21 protein-coding genes, 1 tRNA gene and 1 other RNA gene are annotated in these 18,895 nt (G+C 46.4%); 5 read left to right on the top strand and 18 right to left on the bottom strand.

All coding sequences use genetic code 11. From position 1 onward, the window contains the following. Positions 1-11: 11 nt before the first annotated feature. From dnaX to FB479_RS28005, 4 genes are all read right to left on the bottom strand, one after another. Positions 12-1,709: a DNA polymerase III subunit gamma/tau gene (dnaX, locus tag FB479_RS28020; RefSeq protein ID WP_106657012.1), complete on the bottom strand. Its 1,698-nt coding sequence runs from the start codon at positions 1,707-1,709 to the stop codon at positions 12-14. Positions 1,710-1,850: 141 nt separating this feature from the next. Beyond that, positions 1,851-3,284, bottom strand: coding sequence for a PAS domain-containing sensor histidine kinase (locus FB479_RS28015; protein ID WP_106657011.1), 1,434 nt, complete (start codon positions 3,282-3,284; stop codon positions 1,851-1,853). Between the two features lie 231 nt (positions 3,285-3,515). Then, positions 3,516-3,780: signal recognition particle sRNA large type (ffs, locus tag FB479_RS28010), an RNA gene on the bottom strand. A 55-nt stretch (positions 3,781-3,835) separates the two neighbouring features. Then, entirely contained in the window at positions 3,836-5,599 is a 1,764-nt protein-coding gene (locus tag FB479_RS28005; protein WP_106657010.1) for an HD domain-containing phosphohydrolase, read from the bottom strand. Positions 5,600-5,810: 211 nt separating this feature from the next. Between FB479_RS28005 and FB479_RS28000 the strand changes: the two genes are divergently transcribed. Continuing rightward, the gene (locus FB479_RS28000) at positions 5,811-6,701 is read left to right on the top strand and encodes an EamA family transporter (RefSeq protein ID WP_106657009.1); all 891 of its coding nucleotides are present in this window, start codon (positions 5,811-5,813) and stop codon (positions 6,699-6,701) included. 91 nt (positions 6,702-6,792) lie between these two features. Here FB479_RS28000 and FB479_RS27995 read toward each other — a convergent pair whose 3' ends face one another. Together FB479_RS27995 and FB479_RS27990 are read right to left on the bottom strand one after the other, a co-directional pair. Beyond that, a complete protein-coding gene (locus FB479_RS27995; protein ID WP_142067456.1) occupies positions 6,793-7,452 on the bottom strand; it encodes a DedA family protein in 660 nt (219 codons plus the stop codon). Between the two features lie 12 nt (positions 7,453-7,464). Further along, positions 7,465-8,064: a class I SAM-dependent methyltransferase gene (locus tag FB479_RS27990; protein ID WP_142067455.1), complete on the bottom strand. Its 600-nt coding sequence runs from the start codon at positions 8,062-8,064 to the stop codon at positions 7,465-7,467. 237 nt (positions 8,065-8,301) lie between these two features. On the opposite strand from FB479_RS27990, the gene FB479_RS27985 reads away from it, so the two are divergent. Next, complete coding sequence (locus tag FB479_RS27985; RefSeq protein ID WP_069852527.1) at positions 8,302-8,610, top strand: DUF4870 domain-containing protein; 309 nt, start codon at positions 8,302-8,304, stop codon at positions 8,608-8,610. A 79-nt stretch (positions 8,611-8,689) separates the two neighbouring features. Here the strand turns inward: FB479_RS27985 and FB479_RS27980 are convergent, their stop codons facing one another. From FB479_RS27980 to FB479_RS27945, 8 genes are all read right to left on the bottom strand, one after another. Further along, a complete protein-coding gene (locus FB479_RS27980; protein WP_106657006.1) occupies positions 8,690-9,322 on the bottom strand; it encodes an NAD(P)-dependent oxidoreductase in 633 nt (210 codons plus the stop codon). A 189-nt stretch (positions 9,323-9,511) separates the two neighbouring features. Beyond that, positions 9,512-9,901 carry a rhodanese-like domain-containing protein gene (locus FB479_RS27975; RefSeq protein ID WP_142067454.1) on the bottom strand — a complete coding sequence of 130 codons (390 nt, stop codon included), beginning with the start codon at positions 9,899-9,901 and terminating at the stop codon, positions 9,512-9,514. Positions 9,902-9,925: 24 nt separating this feature from the next. Next, positions 9,926-10,192 carry a metal-sensitive transcriptional regulator gene (locus FB479_RS27970; RefSeq protein ID WP_106657004.1) on the bottom strand — a complete coding sequence of 89 codons (267 nt, stop codon included), beginning with the start codon at positions 10,190-10,192 and terminating at the stop codon, positions 9,926-9,928. Between the two features lie 118 nt (positions 10,193-10,310). Continuing rightward, positions 10,311-10,793, bottom strand: a complete 483-nt coding sequence (locus tag FB479_RS27965; protein WP_142067453.1) for a DsrE/DsrF/DrsH-like family protein — start codon at positions 10,791-10,793, stop codon at positions 10,311-10,313. Positions 10,794-10,877: 84 nt separating this feature from the next. Next, a complete protein-coding gene (locus FB479_RS27960; protein ID WP_106657003.1) occupies positions 10,878-11,666 on the bottom strand; it encodes a sulfite exporter TauE/SafE family protein in 789 nt (262 codons plus the stop codon). Positions 11,667-12,006: 340 nt separating this feature from the next. Continuing rightward, positions 12,007-12,231: a sulfurtransferase TusA family protein gene (locus tag FB479_RS27955; protein ID WP_007719853.1), complete on the bottom strand. Its 225-nt coding sequence runs from the start codon at positions 12,229-12,231 to the stop codon at positions 12,007-12,009. Positions 12,232-12,294: 63 nt separating this feature from the next. After that, entirely contained in the window at positions 12,295-13,446 is a 1,152-nt protein-coding gene (locus tag FB479_RS27950; RefSeq protein WP_142067452.1) for an MBL fold metallo-hydrolase, read from the bottom strand. 13 nt (positions 13,447-13,459) lie between these two features. After that, positions 13,460-14,041, bottom strand: a complete 582-nt coding sequence (locus FB479_RS27945; RefSeq protein ID WP_142067451.1) for a sulfurtransferase TusA family protein — start codon at positions 14,039-14,041, stop codon at positions 13,460-13,462. 175 nt (positions 14,042-14,216) lie between these two features. Here FB479_RS27945 and FB479_RS27940 point away from each other — a divergent pair, with 175 nt between their 5' ends. Then, the gene (locus tag FB479_RS27940) at positions 14,217-14,645 is read left to right on the top strand and encodes a DUF4275 family protein (protein ID WP_142067450.1); all 429 of its coding nucleotides are present in this window, start codon (positions 14,217-14,219) and stop codon (positions 14,643-14,645) included. A gap of 81 nt (positions 14,646-14,726) precedes the next feature. On the opposite strand, the gene FB479_RS27935 is transcribed toward FB479_RS27940, so the two are convergent. Together FB479_RS27935 and FB479_RS27930 are read right to left on the bottom strand one after the other, a co-directional pair. Next, on the bottom strand, positions 14,727-16,040 hold the full coding sequence (locus FB479_RS27935) for a peptidoglycan D,D-transpeptidase FtsI family protein (protein ID WP_142067449.1): 1,314 nt from the start codon (positions 16,038-16,040) through the stop codon (positions 14,727-14,729). Further along, a complete protein-coding gene (locus FB479_RS27930) occupies positions 16,024-16,554 on the bottom strand; it encodes an RNA polymerase sigma factor (protein WP_142067448.1) in 531 nt (176 codons plus the stop codon). The genes FB479_RS27935 and FB479_RS27930 overlap by 17 nt, the downstream gene beginning before the upstream one ends. A 147-nt stretch (positions 16,555-16,701) precedes the next feature. On the opposite strand from FB479_RS27930, the gene FB479_RS27925 reads away from it, so the two are divergent. Continuing rightward, entirely contained in the window at positions 16,702-17,145 is a 444-nt protein-coding gene (locus tag FB479_RS27925; RefSeq protein ID WP_142067447.1) for a GNAT family N-acetyltransferase, read from the top strand. 89 nt (positions 17,146-17,234) lie between these two features. Here the strand turns inward: FB479_RS27925 and FB479_RS27920 are convergent. Next, positions 17,235-17,323 (bottom strand) — tRNA-Ser (locus tag FB479_RS27920). A 159-nt stretch (positions 17,324-17,482) separates the two neighbouring features. Between FB479_RS27920 and FB479_RS27915 the strand changes: the two genes are divergently transcribed. Further along, positions 17,483-18,202: a pseudouridine synthase gene (locus tag FB479_RS27915; protein ID WP_142067446.1), complete on the top strand. Its 720-nt coding sequence runs from the start codon at positions 17,483-17,485 to the stop codon at positions 18,200-18,202. A gap of 39 nt (positions 18,203-18,241) precedes the next feature. Here FB479_RS27915 and tadA read toward each other — a convergent pair whose 3' ends face one another. Continuing rightward, positions 18,242-18,724, bottom strand: a complete 483-nt coding sequence (gene tadA / locus FB479_RS27910; RefSeq protein WP_142067445.1) for a tRNA adenosine(34) deaminase TadA — start codon at positions 18,722-18,724, stop codon at positions 18,242-18,244. Positions 18,725-18,895: the final 171 nt, after the last annotated feature.

Genomic DNA, 18,895 nt, shown 5'->3' with positions numbered 1-18,895 from the left:
TGAGTTATGATTTAGTCTTTCACTTCAACAAGACCTTCTCCGACGAGCTTGATGGCCTCCGCCAAAAACGGGTCCTCTTCTGGCTCATCTGAAGCATCTTTTTGACCAACCTGCTGGTCTACACTTTGCCACTCTTCCTCCATGACAGACAAGAGCTGCAAGGGCCTGCCCAGCACCGTAGACATAACGCGCTCGATCACGCTCCGAAGCTCTGCCTCCATCGTCTTGTCACAATGGATGGCACTGTTGAAGGTGACGACAACAGCTTCATTGCCGGCTGCTACCGGTTGACCATTGACTAGCCAAGCCTGGTACTGGATCTTGATCTTTTTCAGTTCGGTCAAAATTTGACTCCACTGCCCGCGCACCTGTCTTGTCAAATTCTCATCCATGGCTTTCGCGACTTCCCTGACTCTATTCATCGGGGTTCGTGAACCACCAGATGCCGCAGCTATGCGCCTTGGCTCGTTCTTGCGGGTTTCTTCGGCCTTTTGCTGGCCAGGAATGCTCACCTGACCTTGCATCACTTGAGCCAAACGCTCTTCCAAAACGCGAATGCGAGTAGACATGGCGGTCAGTTCTTCGCTGTTAACGGGTGAGGCTCCCATAGATTCCGTCGCATTCGCATTAGGCTGGCACATTTTGACAAGGGTCAGTTCAACCAGCACCCTTGCATAGGTCGACCATTTTAATTGCGACAAAGCCTGATTGCAGGTCTCAATCGCTGCGTAAAGCACCGGAAACGAGTACAGCTTTGCAACCTCTGCAAACTGATCATCAATCATGGTCCGCTCGACAATCTCTTCCAACTGCGGCGCTGTCTTCAATAACAGCATATCGCGGTAATAGTAGAGGAAATCGTGCAGGAACTGCTCCGGGTCCTTCCCTTGCACCATGACTTGATCAAATTGCTCCATGACCTGTGCAACATCGTTTTCGGCAATGTGTCGCGCAAGCACAGAAAAGTAAGATTGGGCAACTGTGCCCGTAATCTGCATAATATCACTAGCACGAACCTCGTCCTTGCTATAGCTAATCGCTTGGTCCAACAAGCTAAGAGCATCACGGGCTCCACCTTCAGCCATCTTCGCTACGAGCTGCAGGGCCTGCTCCTCCACCTGCACCCCTTGTGATTGGCAAATCCTTTGCAAAAGATCGACCATCACTCTCAGTGGAATTCGGTGAAAATCAAAGCGCTGGCAACGAGAGATAATCGTCGCTGGCAGCTTGTGCGGCTCTGTCGTCGCCAAAATAAAAATGACGTGGGACGGCGGCTCTTCGAGGGTTTTTAACAAAGCGTTAAATGCCTCTGTCGTCAGCATATGCACCTCATCGATGATGTACACTTTATACCTGACGTCGCTCGGGGCAAATTTCACTTTGTCGCGAATGTCGCGGATCTCTTCAACACCACGGTTGGATGCCGCGTCGATTTCCAGCACATCCGTTACAGAACCGTTGGAGATGGCTCTACACGTATCGCATTGATTGCATGGCTCACCATCTATGGGCTGCTCGCAGTTCACTGCTTTCGCCATAATTTTGGCTGCACTTGTTTTTCCCGTACCTCGGGGACCGTTGAATAAATAGGCATGGGACAGCCTATTTTCGCGTAAAGCATTACGCAAGGTTGTCGTAACATGCTCTTGTCCGACTACGTCTTGAAAAGTCTGCGGTCGGTATACGCGGTATAGCGCGGTATAAGCCATGTTCGTGTGACACTCCCCATCTGCACAGTCCTCTTCTATATCCTATTCAGTATACACGATTGCCACCGTTCGTACAAAGTTAACGGACATGCCTCACTTAAAAAACGCCCCGTTCACAATTGTGCGGGACGCATTTTACTCCTAATACGGCAGCATGATATGGAAGGTCGTCCCAAACCCTTTGGAGGAGACACGGATTTGACCGCCAATATCGTGAATGATTTTTTGGCAGACAGACAATCCGAGTCCTGTCCCTTCCTCTTTTGTCGTAAAAAACGGATCAAAAATCTTATCAATAATGTAAAGCGGGATGCCCGGACCTGTATCATGAATATCGATACTCACTTTGTCGCCATCCTGATCGATATGATGGGAAATCCGAAGCGACCCTTGCTCTCCCATTGCTTCTATTCCATTTTTGCAGATATTAATGAACACTTGCTTCAATAGCTCGTTATCCCCGACGACCATCGGAAGCTTACCGCAAGAGGCAAACTGGACATCAATTCCGTACAGATTCGCCTGTGACTCGACGATCGGCAAAATTTCCTCAAAAACGGTGTTTAAGTCCACCATGGAATATTGAATATTACGCGGCTTGCTCAATAGTAGGAATTCACTGACTAAAGAATTGATGCGATTGATTTCGGTGAGCATAATTTCGGTGTACGTTTTCTCCCTGTCCATGCCGCTGTCACCGAATAACCTGAGGAACATTTGCAGAAATCCTTTGATCGAGGTAAGGGGATTGCGAATCTCGTGTGCTGTACCCGCAGCAATTTGCCCGATCATCGCCAAGCGTTCATTCCGCTCGAGCTTTTGGGCGAAGGATCGCAGGTTTGTAATGTCTTTGAAAAGAATAAACGCCCCTACTGTTTTTCCTGACTCGTCTTGGAGTGTATTTGCGTCAACAATCAGCTCATAGCGTTGGTTGTCATTGGTCCAGGAAGTCGCGACATTTTGCAGCTTCACGCCTTCCAACAGTTCTTTTTTAATGAACCGATGCGGTTCGGGGATGCCGCTAAATACTTGATCGACGTGTTTATTGATGACGTCCAGTCTCTCCATACCCAGCAGCTTGCACGCCGTCTGACTGGCTTCGATAATGATCGATTTCTCGTCGAGGATAAATAAGCCCATGCTTGTATCATAGGTCAGTTTGGTCAGCAATCGTTGCGACAAAAGCTGATCGCTTTCTTTTGCGAGTTGGGGAAAATGGATCATGTACAGAAGCTCTTCTGCTTGCTGTACCATGATCATGACAGATGTGTTCCTGCATCTCCCCTGTTTATCACACCATTCCAGTTCGACCTCACCTTTGGTTCCCACTTCTTCTTCCTTTCGCAAATATTCCTCATACAAGTGCTCCATGGAACCTCGATGGGGAAGAAGAGAGTTGAAAGGCTTTTTGACAAGTTGATCGCGTGAATATCCGGTTACACGAAGCAGTTGTTCGTTGACCTCCACGATACTACCCGCTTGATTCACCAATAAAACGGCAGTAGGCAGTTGATGCATGAACCGCTGCAATCGACCGGACGAGCCAACGAGATGTAACGAAGAAAGTGCACTCATTGCTTGTCCCTCCTGGCCTATGACGTATTTTGAAAGGAAAGAAACCGAAATCCTTTCCGCCTATTATGAAAATTCGTGAAAATACTCGTAAAACCTTCATTCTATCCACCTGAAAAGCATGGAAATGTTTCGCTAGTTATCGCCAAATTCCAACAAAAAACAATTGGATCGTATAACAAAAATAGCATGCTTCCCTTCGGAAACATGCTATCTGTACATGCGTGATAAGTACCGTGCACCTATCTTCGATAATCCTTATCCGAGCGTTACTTATGGTAGCAGCTCAGAGCAGGCTACCCTGCGGCACACGCGATGATCCACTTATGGCTGCTTCCTTCCGGACCTGACCAGGTTCATGGGTTCGCGTTGCACAGGACCCGCTCCTCAACACCGCCGCCATAAGGCAGCCTCACATAAGAAAACCTAGGATAGGAATTCAACCCTGCTATTGCGGATTGCAGGTTACAGGGCACCGCAACCTCCCCGTCTAGCACGGTAGAACTAGAATACCAAAGTTAGTAGCCGATAGCAAGGAGTAAAGCTATCCAGCGCTAGGAAATCTCTCTATCCTTACTAACTCTTCCCTTACAATTCGCCGATTGTGTAATCTGAATAGCTCCATCCTCAAAAGCCTTCTTAAAAATCGTAACAATGGAGGGGTCAAACTGTGTTCCTTGGCATCGCAGAATTTCTTCGTACGCCTCTTTTGCGGACATAGCTTTGCGATAGGAACGCGTAGAAGTCATCGCATCAAACGTATCTGCAACGGCAAGAATGCGCCCAATCAGTGGGATTTCTTCCCCTGTGAGCTGACCAGGGTAACCTTTTCCATCCCATCGCTCATGGTGATGCCGTACCCCTGGACTGATATGAGACAGGTTTTCTATCTGCTCCACAATTTTTCCACTGATGATGGAATGAGTTTTCATGCATTCATACTCGTCAGGCGATAGCTTTCCTGTTTTTAAAAGGACGTGATCAGGAATGGCTACTTTTCCGATATCATGCATTAAGCCAGCATAACGTAAATCATCTCGTGAAACCGCAAGCTGCTCCTGTTTCTGTAAATAATCGTAAATGATAAGGGCATAGTGCGTAACTCGTTCTGTATGTCCTGCTGTATAAGGGTCCTTCATCTCTACGGCTAAATAAAAGCTGCGAACGATTTGATCCAGGCTCTGTTGCGAATACTCCCGCTCTCGGGTAATTAACGCATGCATCTGTTCTGCCATGGTGTTGAACTTATTCTCCAGCAGCGTTATTTCTTTCATCCCCTGTATCGGGACACGTACGGAAAAATCGCCTTTCAACAAGGAGTCAGTGGCAGATACCAAGCTATAGATCGGCTCACCAATCCATTTTGATAATCGGTGAGCCACATAACAGGCAAATAAAACAACGATAAAAAGAGTGAAAAAAAAGATGAGGTTCAATCGTTGTAATCGTTCATTAATCCCATCTCTCGGCATCCACTCAAAAAAAGCACCCCCGCTTTTTTCAGATACTTGACGGTATACGTAAATGTCCTTGCCTTGGATGAGCAAGGAAAAGAGTCCATTTTCATTAGATTGTTCCCACTGACTGCGTACCATTTCATAATGAGGAAGCACCGAAACATGATTTCCAATCATTGTTTTATCGGTGTGAATCATAATGGTTCGGGAGGGGGAAAGGACCATCATGCCATACTCTTTTGGAACGACATAGGTACGGATCCAGTCTGTCAGTTTATCCAGATTGATTTCCACTACTAAAAGTCCCGCAGCTTTTGGATTCGAACTCTCCAGGCGCTTCTCAAGAAAAAATGATTTTGGGCGCCCCTCTTGCTCCCTTTTGGTAAGGAAATTTACCCTGTTTTCTCCGGTTCCCCATGGCTCGCGTTCCAGAAATTGATTTTCCGCATTCCAGCTCTTATCTTCGTATAATGAGAAAACTCTTCCATCCTCACCGAGAAAAACAATATTTCCTACCACATTTTGATTACGGGAGAAACGCTCGAATAAATTTTGGACGGCTTGTTCCTGCGATGTCCATTCACGCCTGAAGCCATTCTTTTTTCCTTCGACAAAAGATGGTCCCTCTGTCATACGTCTGGACAGTCTATTCGCCAATTCATCGGTATCCTTTTGGATAGACTGAAAAAGAGACAAAAGCCTTTCATCGACGAGCCCGATATTCACATCCATGTTCGTCTCGTGTAGTTCAAATACTGCCTCTTCGGCTTGTTCATAAAAAAGGAAGCAAATAAGAATAGTAGGACCTAGAATCAACAATAAAAATGTGGAAAATAATCGATCCCTCCACTTCAGGTACACAAGCCTCCCCCTTTTTTCTAAGCTGTTCACCAAAATAGCTACACCATTTGTAGTGGGTACGATTACATAGTGTCATTTCACTATTTCCCGCTGGGATCAAACATAAACCTTTGTTCGAACCAAAAATGGAATCTTCTTCATCCATAGACAAACGGACGCTGTCGTAATATCCTAGCTAAGAATTATTATCGTATGTGAGGAGATGCATCAGATGAGATACATCCTCCTGGTTTTTCTTGGAGCATGTAGTTACGGCATACTATCAACCATCGTAAAACTTGCCTACAAGCAAGGATATTCGCCCGCAGAGGTAATTGGTGGGCAAATGTTTTTGGGCTTTGTGCTGACCTGGATACCCGCTCTTTTCTTCCTGCGGACCAAGCCTCCCCTTCGCCAGTTGCTAGTATTGGTCGCCGTAGGTCTGTCAGTCGGTTCGACGGGAATTATGTACTACAATGCCCTGCAATATATCCCAGCCTCGATCGCCATTGTCCTTTTGTTTCAATTCACGTGGATGGGCGTACTAATTGAAGCTGTGATGACTCGCCGGATGCCTGGAAAGGAGACGATTTTTTCCCTCCTATTGCTGCTGACAGGGACCCTTCTTGCAGGAGGAATTTTTGAGAGTGGCGGATTGGCCCAATTTCATATCCTGGGTGTCGTATTCGGTCTTCTCTCAGCCGTTTCTTTTACATTGTTTATTTTGTTCAGCGGGAAAACCGCCATTGCTATTAATCCGTGGATTCGTAGCTCCAGCATGGCGACTGGCTCTTTTCTGTTGGCCAGCCTGATTTACCCACCCGTTTTTCTATTCAACGGAGCATTGTTGGACGGGTTGTTTCCCTACGTATTTTTACTCGCCTTTTTCGGTATTTTGATCCCGACCGTTTTTTTCAATTATGGTATGCCCCACATAGGACCGGGGATGGGAGCTATATTAGGAGCAGCTGAGCTACCTATGGCTGTGCTCTCCTCCTTTGTCATTCTGAATGAATCTGTCTCTATACTCCAAGTGAGCGGTGTCGTGATCATTTTACTCGGAATCATCTTGCCGGAATGGCTGCGCCAGCGAAACATTCGAAGAAACAAGGCTACCTCATAATCGCTATCCAAAGCCCATCCATTGTGCCAGTGCCGCACATACGCAAAAACCCTCTGCTCTACGCAGAGGGTTCGTTATTATTACATCCGGATTACTCTTGTCGATCACGATCGATCATCAAAGGCTGTGACACAGCTGCCATGCTTTTTTGTTTTCTCCAAACAGTAAATCCATAATAAGCAGCAGCAATGAGAACCAGTACACCTAAGGCAGAGAAAATCACGGTTCGATTATTCAACAAGGCCACATAGGAAGTAAGCATCTCCACCTTATTCCCCATGAAATGACCGAGCAAAAACAAGATCAGCGTCCATACAAAGCCGGTTGTGTACGAAAACAGGGCGTACCGTGGAAACGTCATTTTCCCGATCCCGACCAAGTAAGGAACCACATGCCTGACGACAGGAAAGAAATAGCTGATACATAGGGCGTAGCTTCCGTAACGATCGAGCAGCGACTGCGCTTGATCTACGTACTTGTTCATTCCTTTTTTGCGACTAATCCAGTTCAGTGCAGGTGCACCTAGCCATCTCCCGAGTACATATCCCAATGACAGCCCAGAAACGACACCCAAATAGGTCGCAATAAATGCAGGAAAAACATGCAGAAGTCCCATCGAGGTCAGTACTCCTGCAGACAGCACGATCACCTCGTCAGGAATCGGCATACCGACAATCCCTAGCCATAACATAAAGAAAAGAGCAAAATAGCCAAACTGACCCACAGACTCGGACAGCATATCGACAATCATTTCGAAATCCTCCTAGCCGACACCCTTGCCATCATCCTTCCGGCAAACGTAGACAAAGGCAGGTGGCAGATTCAATGGAACCATCTTCACCGATACTTGCTCAAATACAGAGGAAAGCTGCTTTTTCATTTGCAGCGAATATTGAAAAGCGACAAATACTCCGCCTGGTTTTAGCGCATGATATACCTGATCCATAATTTGATCGCGCAGCTCTTGCGGGAAGTTGGCAAATGGCAGTCCCGACAAAATACAGTCGGCCTTGCCCAATCCCGCTTCCGAAAGAACCCGATTCAAATCTACCGCATCTTCGTGGAAGCGTACATCGGGAAATAGTGGTTCCAACCTTTTGCGCATCTTGGTCTCCTTTTCAAAGGATACCAGTACCGCTTCCGGTTTTTTCTTTTGCTCGATCCATTTCGTAAAGATACCCGTTCCTGCTCCTAATTCCACAATTGTATGTGCTTGTTCCCAGTCGATGGGCGCAACCATTTGTTTACAAAGCGCACGGGAGCTAGGAGTAATACTGCCTACTTGGCCAGGTGACCGCAAAAAATTATAGAAGAACATCATCCGATCCTTCATGCTGGATGGATGATGACAATCGATCATCATGTCTATATGCTCCCTTCTCAATTCTTGCTTATCCATTTATCATATCCAAAAAACATTACGAATTATCTACCAAAAACGAAAGATTTTCTTACTACTATAACAGTAAACGAATGGAAATAAAAATTCCTCCGTCTATAGTCGGATCAAATAATCACGCTCATGATGGTTTTTTCAATGATTTCCATACGCTACAATGACAGTAGATCAGTTTTACATCTAATCAAGGAGGACTTATTTATGGATTATAAAGGTGTAAAAGTCATAACGCACGCTAGCACATTTTTTGCACCGATCCTTGTGCCCATTCTTGTCTGGTTGCTCGTACAAAATCGTGACGCCAAAAATATGGCGCTGCAAGCTTTGTTCTTCCACATCATTATGACGGTGCTCATCGCTATTTCCTGGTTCTTCACCTTCTTGTTGATTGGGATTCCGTTCCTGATTGTGTTTGGACTGATGGCGATCTACTACCCGATTAAAGGGATCATTTATTCCTTAAATGGACGCCCGTTTTCCTACCCATTCGTCGGTGGGATTGGCAGATAATCTCGATACACAACAAAGACCAGCTATCCTTTAGTAGGAAGCTGGTCTTTTTGTTCAGGAGCCTAATTCCAAATCGAGATTAGGAGCCCACTGTGAAGCGCTCATTGCGATGCTTCGGATTTTCGATTTCATCGAGCAACGCCACTGCGTAGTCGGCATAGCTCACATAGCTCTGTCCGCTAGCATTCACTAGCAGATGGTCTTTTCCGAGTTGATACGTGCCTGTTCTCTCCCCTGCTGGGTCAAAAAAGGCAGATGGACTGATATAGGTCCATTGAATGCCGTTTGACTCTTCCAATACACGCAAGTACTCTCCGTGCTTTTGCGCTGTTGCCAAGTAAGCCTTAGGGAAATCAGGAGTTTCTACGAGACGCAGTGTTTTGGCTTCGTCTACAAACAGACTGCCTGCACCACCTACAACGAGCAATCGTGTAGAGGGAGCACCCTTCAATGCTTCAATCAAAGCCTTCCCTGACTCTACGTGCAGATGTTCTTGGCCCGCTGGTGCCCCAAAAGCATTCACGACTACGTCAAAGCCGTTCAAATCTGCGGCTGTCAGGTCAAACACATCTTTCTGAATCACAGCTACGTCAGCTTGCTCGATTTTGGATGCATCACGCACAATCGCGGTCACTTGATGGCCACGATCCAACGCCTCTTTCATAATCACCTTACCTGCTTTACCGCTTGCTGCTACAATTGCAATCTTCATGATGATATTCCCTCCGTTTTGTATGAGATAGTTGTAACTGAATTAGTTACAACTATCTCGAAAAGAATAGGCGTTACTGCATCGCCCTTGTTGTAATCATTTTAGTTACAACGAAACAAAATGTCAACCCTGTTTTTTCATCGCATAAAAAAGCACCCGGGTATTCACACATACACCAGGTGCTAGCTGTTACTTCTTTTTCGTCGGACCGTGCCAGGTAATGAACCCGCCTTGCAGATGGGCCATCTGAGGAATGCCGTGTTTCTTTAAAATTTTTGCTGCCTGCTTGCTGCGCATCCCGCTCCGGCAGTACAGCAATATATCGTTTTTGCTGGAAATTTCTTTTGCACGTTGGTCGAGCTGAGACAAAGGAATGTTCACCGCTGATGGAATATGACCCGCTTTATATTCGTGCGGTTCGCGTACGTCGATGAGCAGCACCCTGCTTTTTTGGTTGACCCGTTCCTTGAACTGATCTGATTTGAGATTCTCCAACCCTTTCACAGGAACAAAGCGAGAGATGACATACCAAATAATGATGGCGTAGGCGATCAGCAAAAGAATCGTAGTAAAACTCATAGGAAACTCCTCTCCAAAATCGGTTTAACGGCTCTTGACCAAAAGCTCTACGGCTTCTTTCACCAGCTTGCTCGTGTCTCCTCCAACAGCCTGCTCTTCTAACAAGCAGCGTTGCAGATTTTCCGCTACAATCTGGGCAATCGCCTTGTCTGAAGCGTTGCGAACGGCAGAGAGCTGCGCTACCACGTCTTTGCAGTTTTTCTGCTCGTCCATCATTTTCAGCACACCGCGAACCTGTCCTTCGATTCGGCGTAAACGTCTTTTGATATCGTCACTGTAGTTGTAATCCATATGAATTCCTCCTGTTTCACGACAAGGCATACTTATAATCTTGGAACAACCTTACTTACATACAGGTATCTTATGCGAAATACAGGCAATGTCAAGCGAAGCGCCTACGCGAGCTGTTTTAGATAAACAGGTTTACTTTTGCCTGTGTGGCATCCCCCAAATAAGCGGCTACACCTGCATACTCCATTCCGTCGAGCAATTCCTCCTGTTTGAGACCAAGCAAGTCCATCGTCATCGTACAAGCGACCAGCTTCACTCCCTGCTCCTGAGCCAGCTCGATGAGTTGAGGAAGCGTCAGGGCATTGTGTTTTTTCATGACATGCTTGATCATCTCTGGCCCCATGCCCATCATGTTCATTTTAGACAGCCCGAGCTTATTGGCGCCTCTTGGCATCATCCAACCGAACGCTTTTTCAAGCCAGCCCTTTTCTACCTTCACGATCTCGTCCTTGCGCATGGTATTCAGACCCCAAAAGGTGAAGAAAATCGTGACATCATGATCATAGGCAGCAGCACCGTTCGCAATAATAAAGGCTGCAATTGCTTTATCCAAGTCGCCGCTGAACAGCACAATCGTCGTTTTTTCTTTTTGTTTTTCCATCTAAGAACGCTCCTTTACAATACTTATACTTGTATGGGCATAAAAATAGGCAAAAGAAGCTTTTGCTACGAAAAGCATCTTTCCTTATAGAATGTCACTCCAAATCTTGATAGCCGTTCCACAGATCAGCACGATCAAGCCATACCGCAAATATTTCACATCGCTCTTGGCACTGACCATACTGCCCACTGGTGCCCCCAAAACACTTCCGATGACCGTATACAAAACGGGCAAAAGCGGAATTTGCCCACCTGACAGCTTCCCGATCACACCACCTATTGCGGAGATGAATACAATAGCCAAAGATGAGGCAATCGTCACCCTTGTAGGTATTTTCAATACAGTCAGCATGATCGGAATGAGGATGAACGCACCCCCTGCACCGACAATCCCGGATACGATTCCCACGGCAAACGCAGCGCCAGCAGCAATGAAGCGGTTATATGTGACTTCCCCTGCTGCCGCTTCTGTTCCCCTGTTTTTCACGAGCATCAAAATCACAGCGATGATCGCCAGTATCCCGTACACCAAATTGATGCTTTCATTCGACAAGTATTGAGAGAGGGCCGCACCAATCAGGCTCCCTGCCAAGATGCTTACACCCATATCTCTGACGAGTCCTTTATGAATCAGGGGCGAGTTTTTCCCGTTTCTTTTGCGGAAAGCCAGTACGCCAGACAGTGACGCGAAAAATACTTGAAACATCGATATCACTGAAACTTCCTGGGCGGAAAACTGCGCCACACCTAGTGCCGGTGGTATAAACAGGAGCATCGGGTAGCTGATGATCGCTCCGCCAATCCCGAGCAATCCGGAAAAAAAGGAACCGACAAAACCGAGAGAGACCATGAGCAGAAGCAATAAAACGTCCATATATCCTCCTCGCATTCCTACCTAACACATCGGAATGCTCAACCCTCTTTTCAAATGAACCATCTTCAAGTAAAATTAATCCCAAGTAAATAACTGTGAATAAGGTGATTTAAATGGTTCGTTTTTTCAAATCCATTTTTCAGCATCGGTGCCCCACCTGCCAAGAACCTTTGCGCTCACACAAAAATGCCTTGTTCAGTGAAAAGCAATGCCCAAATGGCCACTACAAAGAAGAAACCTATACGCACCTTGGCGTACGTATCGTTTATGAAAATCAGGAGTAAGCGAGCACTGCACGAACTGGTAGCTGCTTCATCCAAACGTGCTCGCTCCTGTCTCCCTACAGCTTTTTCACTAGAAATTTGTACACACCGTTCTCAACCTCATGGGAAACCAGCTCATTCCCGGTTTGCTTGACCCAAGCAGTGAAGTCGTTCAGAGAACCTTTGTCTGTCGAGAGTACTTCCATGGTTTGACCGGATTGCATCCCGTCCATTGCTTTTTTTGCTTTGACGATGGGCATCGGGCAAGCCAGACCTTTTGTATCTACCACAATATCCGCCATGTTTTCATTCCTCCTGTTACATAAATACGTGATCAAAAGACGATTTTTTGAACTACCTTTTGGTTATTTATCGTGAACGGCGCAGCGATTTGGCCCTACTTCCATCTCTTGTTGTTCCTCTTCGCTCGGTTTTAATTTCCCCATGTTCACTTGACGAATCTCTTGATACGCATTCGGCTGCGGCGGCAAATGATGCGTTACGATATGCCGGAATTCACTTTCATCCGCAATCGTTAACCCTGGATTATTGCGATACAAGTCACCCAAACGAGCAGATACGGCACCCATTGGACCAAGCTCCGTGTAGCTGCCAAAATGAGCAGGCAACACGACTAAATGCTCGGGAAGCTCTTTATATCGATTATACAAGGTGTTGTGCAGGTCTCCCACCCAATCTTCTGCTTTCCCAGCCAAATCCGGGCGTCCGATCGAAGCTACGAACAGACTGTCTCCCGTGAGAAAATACGTATCATCGACAATCAGTGACGTACTCCCGATGGTATGTCCGGGGGAATAGATCGGCAGAATCACAATTTTGGTTGCGCCCACCTGAATTTCCTGCCCTTCCTCTAGCTTACGATAGGAATACGTAACCTCTTCCGCATCCTTTTCTGGAAGCCAATACGATGCATCGAGCCGATCTGCCAGCTTCTTTCCACCGGAAATATGGTCGGCATGCAGATGAGTATCGATGGTGTGCTTGATCGTCCATTGATGCTTGGCTGCAAAAGCTTCGTACACATCCGTCATCCGCAATGTATCGACGACAGCCGCCTCCCCTCCTGATACGATCATGTAAGACAAGCAGCCTTTTCCAATGCGGACAAACTGATAAATCGCACCGCCATCACGGAGGTCTCCCACCTTCACTGGCTCCAGATGCTCACTCCACACCTTCATGCCTCCTTGCAGGTAAGAAACATCCGTAAAGCCCGCTTCTGCCAGCATCTCTGCGACAAAAATGGACGAGCCCTCTTTTGCACAGACGACCAACAGCTTCTGTTTCACAGGGATTTTCTCAAGAACAGCCTCCACCCCATCCAGCAAATCAAAGTAAGGGATGTTCATGCTCACTACACGATGCCCTTCGATTTGCCAAGCCTCATAATCGCTCGTATTGCGAACGTCGAGAATAAACAATTCCTCCTGTGCAAAAAGAAGCTGCGTTAGCTCGTGTGCTGTCATTGCCTTCACGCTTGTTTGTTGTTCCATCATCTTTTTCTCCCCCTTACTGTTTTTCTGCCGGGCCATTCCAGCCGGACATACCCGGTACTACATTGGTGATTTTGGTAAAACCTTTTTCGGCCAGCAACTGACAAGCCATGTCGCTGCGTTTGCCAGATCGGCAGATGATATAGATGTCGTCATCGGGCTGTAGCTCATCCAAGCGCTGCTCTAATACTCCCAGGGGTATTGAAATAGCTATAGGAATGCGATGAAAAGCGTATTCCGCCGGTTCTCGCACATCGATGAGCGTTAGCTTCTCATTGGCTTCCAGCTTTTTTTGCAGTTCTTCATTAGAAATGGTCCGCAAGAAGTTCGTCTCCTCCTTCACCTCATGGGTACTCGCTTTTCGCAGGAAATGCTTCCATACTTCCCCCTCCTGAATCGTTCCCAAAAATTCATGTCCCGTATTATTTGCCCAGCTCTTCAGGTCAGCCAATGACCCTTTATCCGTCGCTTGTACCTCCATCACTTGACCCGGTAACATTTCTTCCATCGCTTTTTTTGTGCGTACGACAGGCATGGGACATGCCAAGCCCTTGCAATCTAATGTTTTATCAGCGGAAAAATTCGATTGTGCAGACATGTTGTCTCCTCCTAGGTTTTTGAATGAAAATGTGATTGATCAACTTTATACCTATACCCTTATGGGTATTATAATATGCGCCCAATTTTTCTTTGTCAATAGGCGAGACGTGACCGACTCACTCTTTCAAACGTATTTTCTAAGAAATGATCTTGTACCAAAATGGAGGCGCCCAATGAAACTAGCTGACCGGATGAAGGAAAAGAACACGAAGACAACAGAGCTGTCTATTTGGGGACCATACTTACGGGAAGAATGGGAGAAGCATTTTGCGAGCCATCTGACCGAAGAAAATAAAGACAGGATTTTTCTCAAAAATAAAGATGGCTACCAGGGGTATCTGTGGCATTTATTCAGCAATAAGCTGAGGGATTGTCTTGAACGCGAGGAAGCGGATGAAGCCTTTCAGCAAGTTGCCCATGAGTCGTACTATGTGTTTTACCAGCTTGAAAACGAAGTGTTGATCTTGGAAAATGCTGCAAAGTTTTCTGTCGCGGACTTGGAAAAAGAATACGATGTGTATGTAGTAGATAAGGATTTTACGTGGACGTATGTGAAGACCCATGAAACCCAGTGGTGTGGGCCTTATTTTTGCAGGAAGTAGAATGGGGAAAACAAAAAGAGGAAGCATACGGATACCTTTGGGGGTATGCCGCCATGCTTCCTTTTTTGATGGATGGCTTGATCATCGTTGCTGGAGATACTGCAAACTGTTTTCCATGATCTCTTTGAAAGGAGGAGCAACAATTTCTTGTCCCCATAATTTTACCCAGAGGTCTGTGTTCGGGTCATCAACAGCTATGTAAACCAATAGCTTTGGATCATCACTTGGTGCAAATCCGATAAAGGAATACGTATATTTTCCTTCGATGAAGTTTCCTTTCTGGTCGCGTTTCTCTACGATTCCTGTGCGCCCAGCGACTGTATGTTCTTTTATGGAAAAGGCTGTATCTGAGCCAGGTTTGTTTTTTACTAACACCTCTAAAATTTCTCGAACCTGTTTGGCTGTTTCTTCTGATATGACTCGACGCCCTTTGTCAATGTGATTCCTTGCCTCCCTCGTGACATGGGGTTTCATCAATTCACCCCCGTTGGCGATGGCCCCGACAGCAGCTACTTGTTGAATGGCAGAGGCAGAACCCCCAAGTCCATAAGCTGCCATTGCCTTATCATAGGGAGTATCCATGTTTGGTATCTTTCCAGGCTGTTCATTGATTTGTTCGGTACCAGTTTTCACTCCAAAACCGAACCGTTTAAAATATTGCTGCAACGAATCATTGGGTATCTGTTCACTGAGCTTGGCAAAAGCGACATGCGAAGAACGTTGGATACCTTCTAAATACGTAATCTGTCCCCAGCCTGTACCATTATTGTGGTCTTTTATAAACTTGCCCGGGGTAATCTCGTAGGTTCCGGACTTATAAGTTTCGTTGTCATCATACTTCCCCTCTTCAATAGCAGCCGCCAACGTCACGATCGGAAATGCGGCCACAGGATCTGGTTTCGCTTTTACTATGTCTGGAACCCGGTCATTGGCATCCTGTTTTTTCAGATTCCCCATCCCAAGAATTTCTCCAGTATTTGGATCGGTAACGATTACCGTCATGTTCTCGGGCTGATAGGCTTTGTCGGTCTTATGTATCGCTTCTTCTACATACTCCTGAATTTGTGAATCGAGGGTCAGAACCATATCGGCTTGGGATGAAGTTTCCGCGGCTTTTGCCTTTTGACTCTCCCCTGTATTCATCTGTTGTGCGCTTGGTACGGAAGGGGTAACCTCGGGAGGCATCCACTGATAAGCAATAAACAATAAAGCAAATGAAGCAGCTACGCCCCCGATGACCTTGGCATACTTTTTTCGCCTTTTCATTTGTACGAGCAGCTCCCTTTCTCGACGGATATGACTCGCGATTTCACGTCGTTTGTCCTCGTCCATCTGAAGCGACGGAAATGATTGAAGCATTGTGCTTATCTCTTTTTCTTCAAAAGATGGCGTCATGTAGATGGACCTCCCTGCCGCTATTGCCCATTTGTTTTTGCAATTCCTTGATGGCTCGATGGAGCGTCGTGCTGACTTTTGCTTCACTCCAGCCCAAGATTTCTGCTGTCTCTACTGTAGATACTCCCTCGATCAACCGCAGGATCAGAACTTCTCGATATGTGCTTTTCAGGTGATTCATCGCTTCATAAACTTCTTGCAATTGTTCCTTTAACACCAATGCCTTCTCAGGTGTACGCTCTTTGGAAGTAAGAAGTCGAAGGACGTTTTCGGGGAACCAATCCATCATTTTTTGCTTTCGCCTATAATCAATCGCTGCATGGCGCGCGATGGTCAGAAGCCATGTCTTGGGCTGTGCTCTGCCTTCATAGCTTGATAAGGCTCTTAGCGCCTTCGTAAAAACTTCCTGGACTAAATCTTCCACATCTCTACGTCCGGTAAAATACGCGAGGTAATTGTAAATATCATGGCCGTATTGCTGGAACCATCGCTCTATTCGGTCATCGGAATCCATTCGTACGCTCCTTTATGAAGTTTGTATCTTATTAGACGCGAAAATGAAATTTGCTTACAGTTTTTGTGATAGAAAAAAGAAAATGCTGTCCCACCTGAGCCATTACCTAGGAGGACAGCACCATACAACGAATTGAGGCGTTCAAATATGGGAGAAAAAAGTGTGAGAGAAATTAGGGTCGCGGATTATCGTGATATTTATTTGTTAAACCTAGAATTTAACCCGAATCTGCATGTATTTACCGAAGATCAGGTAAAAGAGAAAATCGAAATCATCACAAAGAAAACAAATGATATGATCTTTGTTTGTGAGCAAAATAACGAAGTCATCGGATATATTCATGGAAGCCCTTATGAATTGCTTTTTTCCGACTCTCTCGTAAACGTCCTGGGATTTGTTGTGAAGGAAACGTATAGAAATCAAGGTGTAGGTAATATGTTGATTGAACAGCTGGAACAGTGGGGAAAGAACAATGGATTTTCCGGGATAAAGCTGTTATCCCACCCAATTCGCATACATGCTCACAGGTTCTATGAACGACGTGGCTATTTATTTACAAAGGATCAGAAAAATTTTATCAAAAGCTTCTAGCTGGAACTCCCGTTTTCTACAAAAATAAAGCATAAGCTCACCATAGCGGCAAACTTATGCTTCATTCTCTTCGATCCGAAAAATCTAAGCGGAGAGAGTGGGATTCGAACCCACGCACGCCTCACGACGCCTAACGCATTTCGAGTGCGTCCCCTTATGACCACTTGGGTATCTCTCCATATTTAGTTTGTCAGAAACATTATCTACTATAGCAAAATACAGTCAAAAATGCAAGACTCATTCCTCTGCATGCCCCTTGATTTGCGCGACTCATTAGGCCAAACTAATAACAGCACACCCGATTGGTATCCGATCAGAAGAAAAGTGAGGAACATATATGAAACGTGAACGTTTGGACAAGGTGCTGGCCAATATGGCAATCGGCACGCGCAAGGAAGTGAAAGCATTAGTAAAGCAGCGACTGATCGTCGTAGACGGCGTTGTCGCAACAGACCCGGGGATGCACGTTATTCCCGAGGAACAGGAAATCCTTGTGGATGGAGAACCGCTTAACTTTAAGCGCTGGGTATACGTTTTGCTGAACAAGCCGCCTGGAGTGGTTTCTGCTACAGAGGACAATGTCCATGAAACCGTAGTGGACTTGCTCCCGTACGAATGGGCAATCAAAGTGCATCCGGTAGGCCGACTGGATATTGATACAGAGGGTCTCTTGCTCTTGACCAATGACGGTCAGCTCTCCCATAGCCTCTTGTCCCCGAAAAAGAAAGTGGACAAGGAGTACTTTGCCCGCATCGATGGCCGGGTCACTGAGCACCATGTACAGGAGTTTGCCAAAGGCGTGGAATTGGAGGACTTTACTACACTGCCAGCCAAGCTGGAGATTATCTCTTCGGGAGAAATATCAGAGATTCGCGTCACCATCATGGAGGGAAAGTTCCATCAGGTAAAGCGGATGTTTGCTGCTTTCGACTTGCAGGTCACCTATCTGCAACGGATTCGTATGGGCCCGCTTCACCTTGACCCGTCACTCGCCCCTGGTGAGTATCGCGAACTGACCGAAGAAGAACTGAATATGCTGCAAAACGTAAACAAATAAAAACCGCCTGCATGCAGGCGGTTTGTCCAGACAGCCGGGTCATTCCTGTACCGGCTGTCTTTTTTTTCGCAATCCACGAAAGAAGTCCTTGAGCATCTTCCCGCATTCCTCTGCAAGAACCCCCTCTATGACTGGCACCTGGTGATTGAAGCGCGGTTCCGCGAGCAGGTTCATTAATGTCCCGGCACAGCCCGCCTTTGGATCGCGAGCGCCATACACGACCTGTTCGATGCGGCTTTGAACGATTGCACCTGCACACATGGGACACGGCTCCAACGTCACGTACAGCGTACATCCGATCAAGCGCCATCCACCCAAGCGTTCACTTGCTTCCCGTATCGCGATCAATTCCGCGTGCAAGGTAGGGTCTTTTTGTGTTTCCCGCAAGTTGTAGCCGCGACCAACGATTTCCCCGTCGCGCACGATGACCGCACCGATCGGAACCTCGCCAATCGCAGCGGCTTTCTGGGCCTCTTCCATGGCTTGTTTCATATAATAATCATGTTCATTTGCTTGTATCACGTTTCCTAAAGCTCCTTCAAAAACAGTCTTTCGTCCCGAACAAACGGACCACGTTCCCCAAAAAAGTTGATTCAAGAAGTTTTTGTCCTAACCCGTTCACATACTATCTGAGAGATTACATACATTAATGATGTAAGGGATAAGAAGTATGCAAATCATTGTTAGCCTCTT

The organism is Brevibacillus sp. AG162 (assembly GCF_006715575.1).
GTDB lineage: Bacteria > Bacillota > Bacilli > Brevibacillales > Brevibacillaceae > Brevibacillus > Brevibacillus brevis.
Note: the sequence above shows the minus strand (reverse complement) of the source record. Positions and strands in the feature narration are given on the sequence as shown.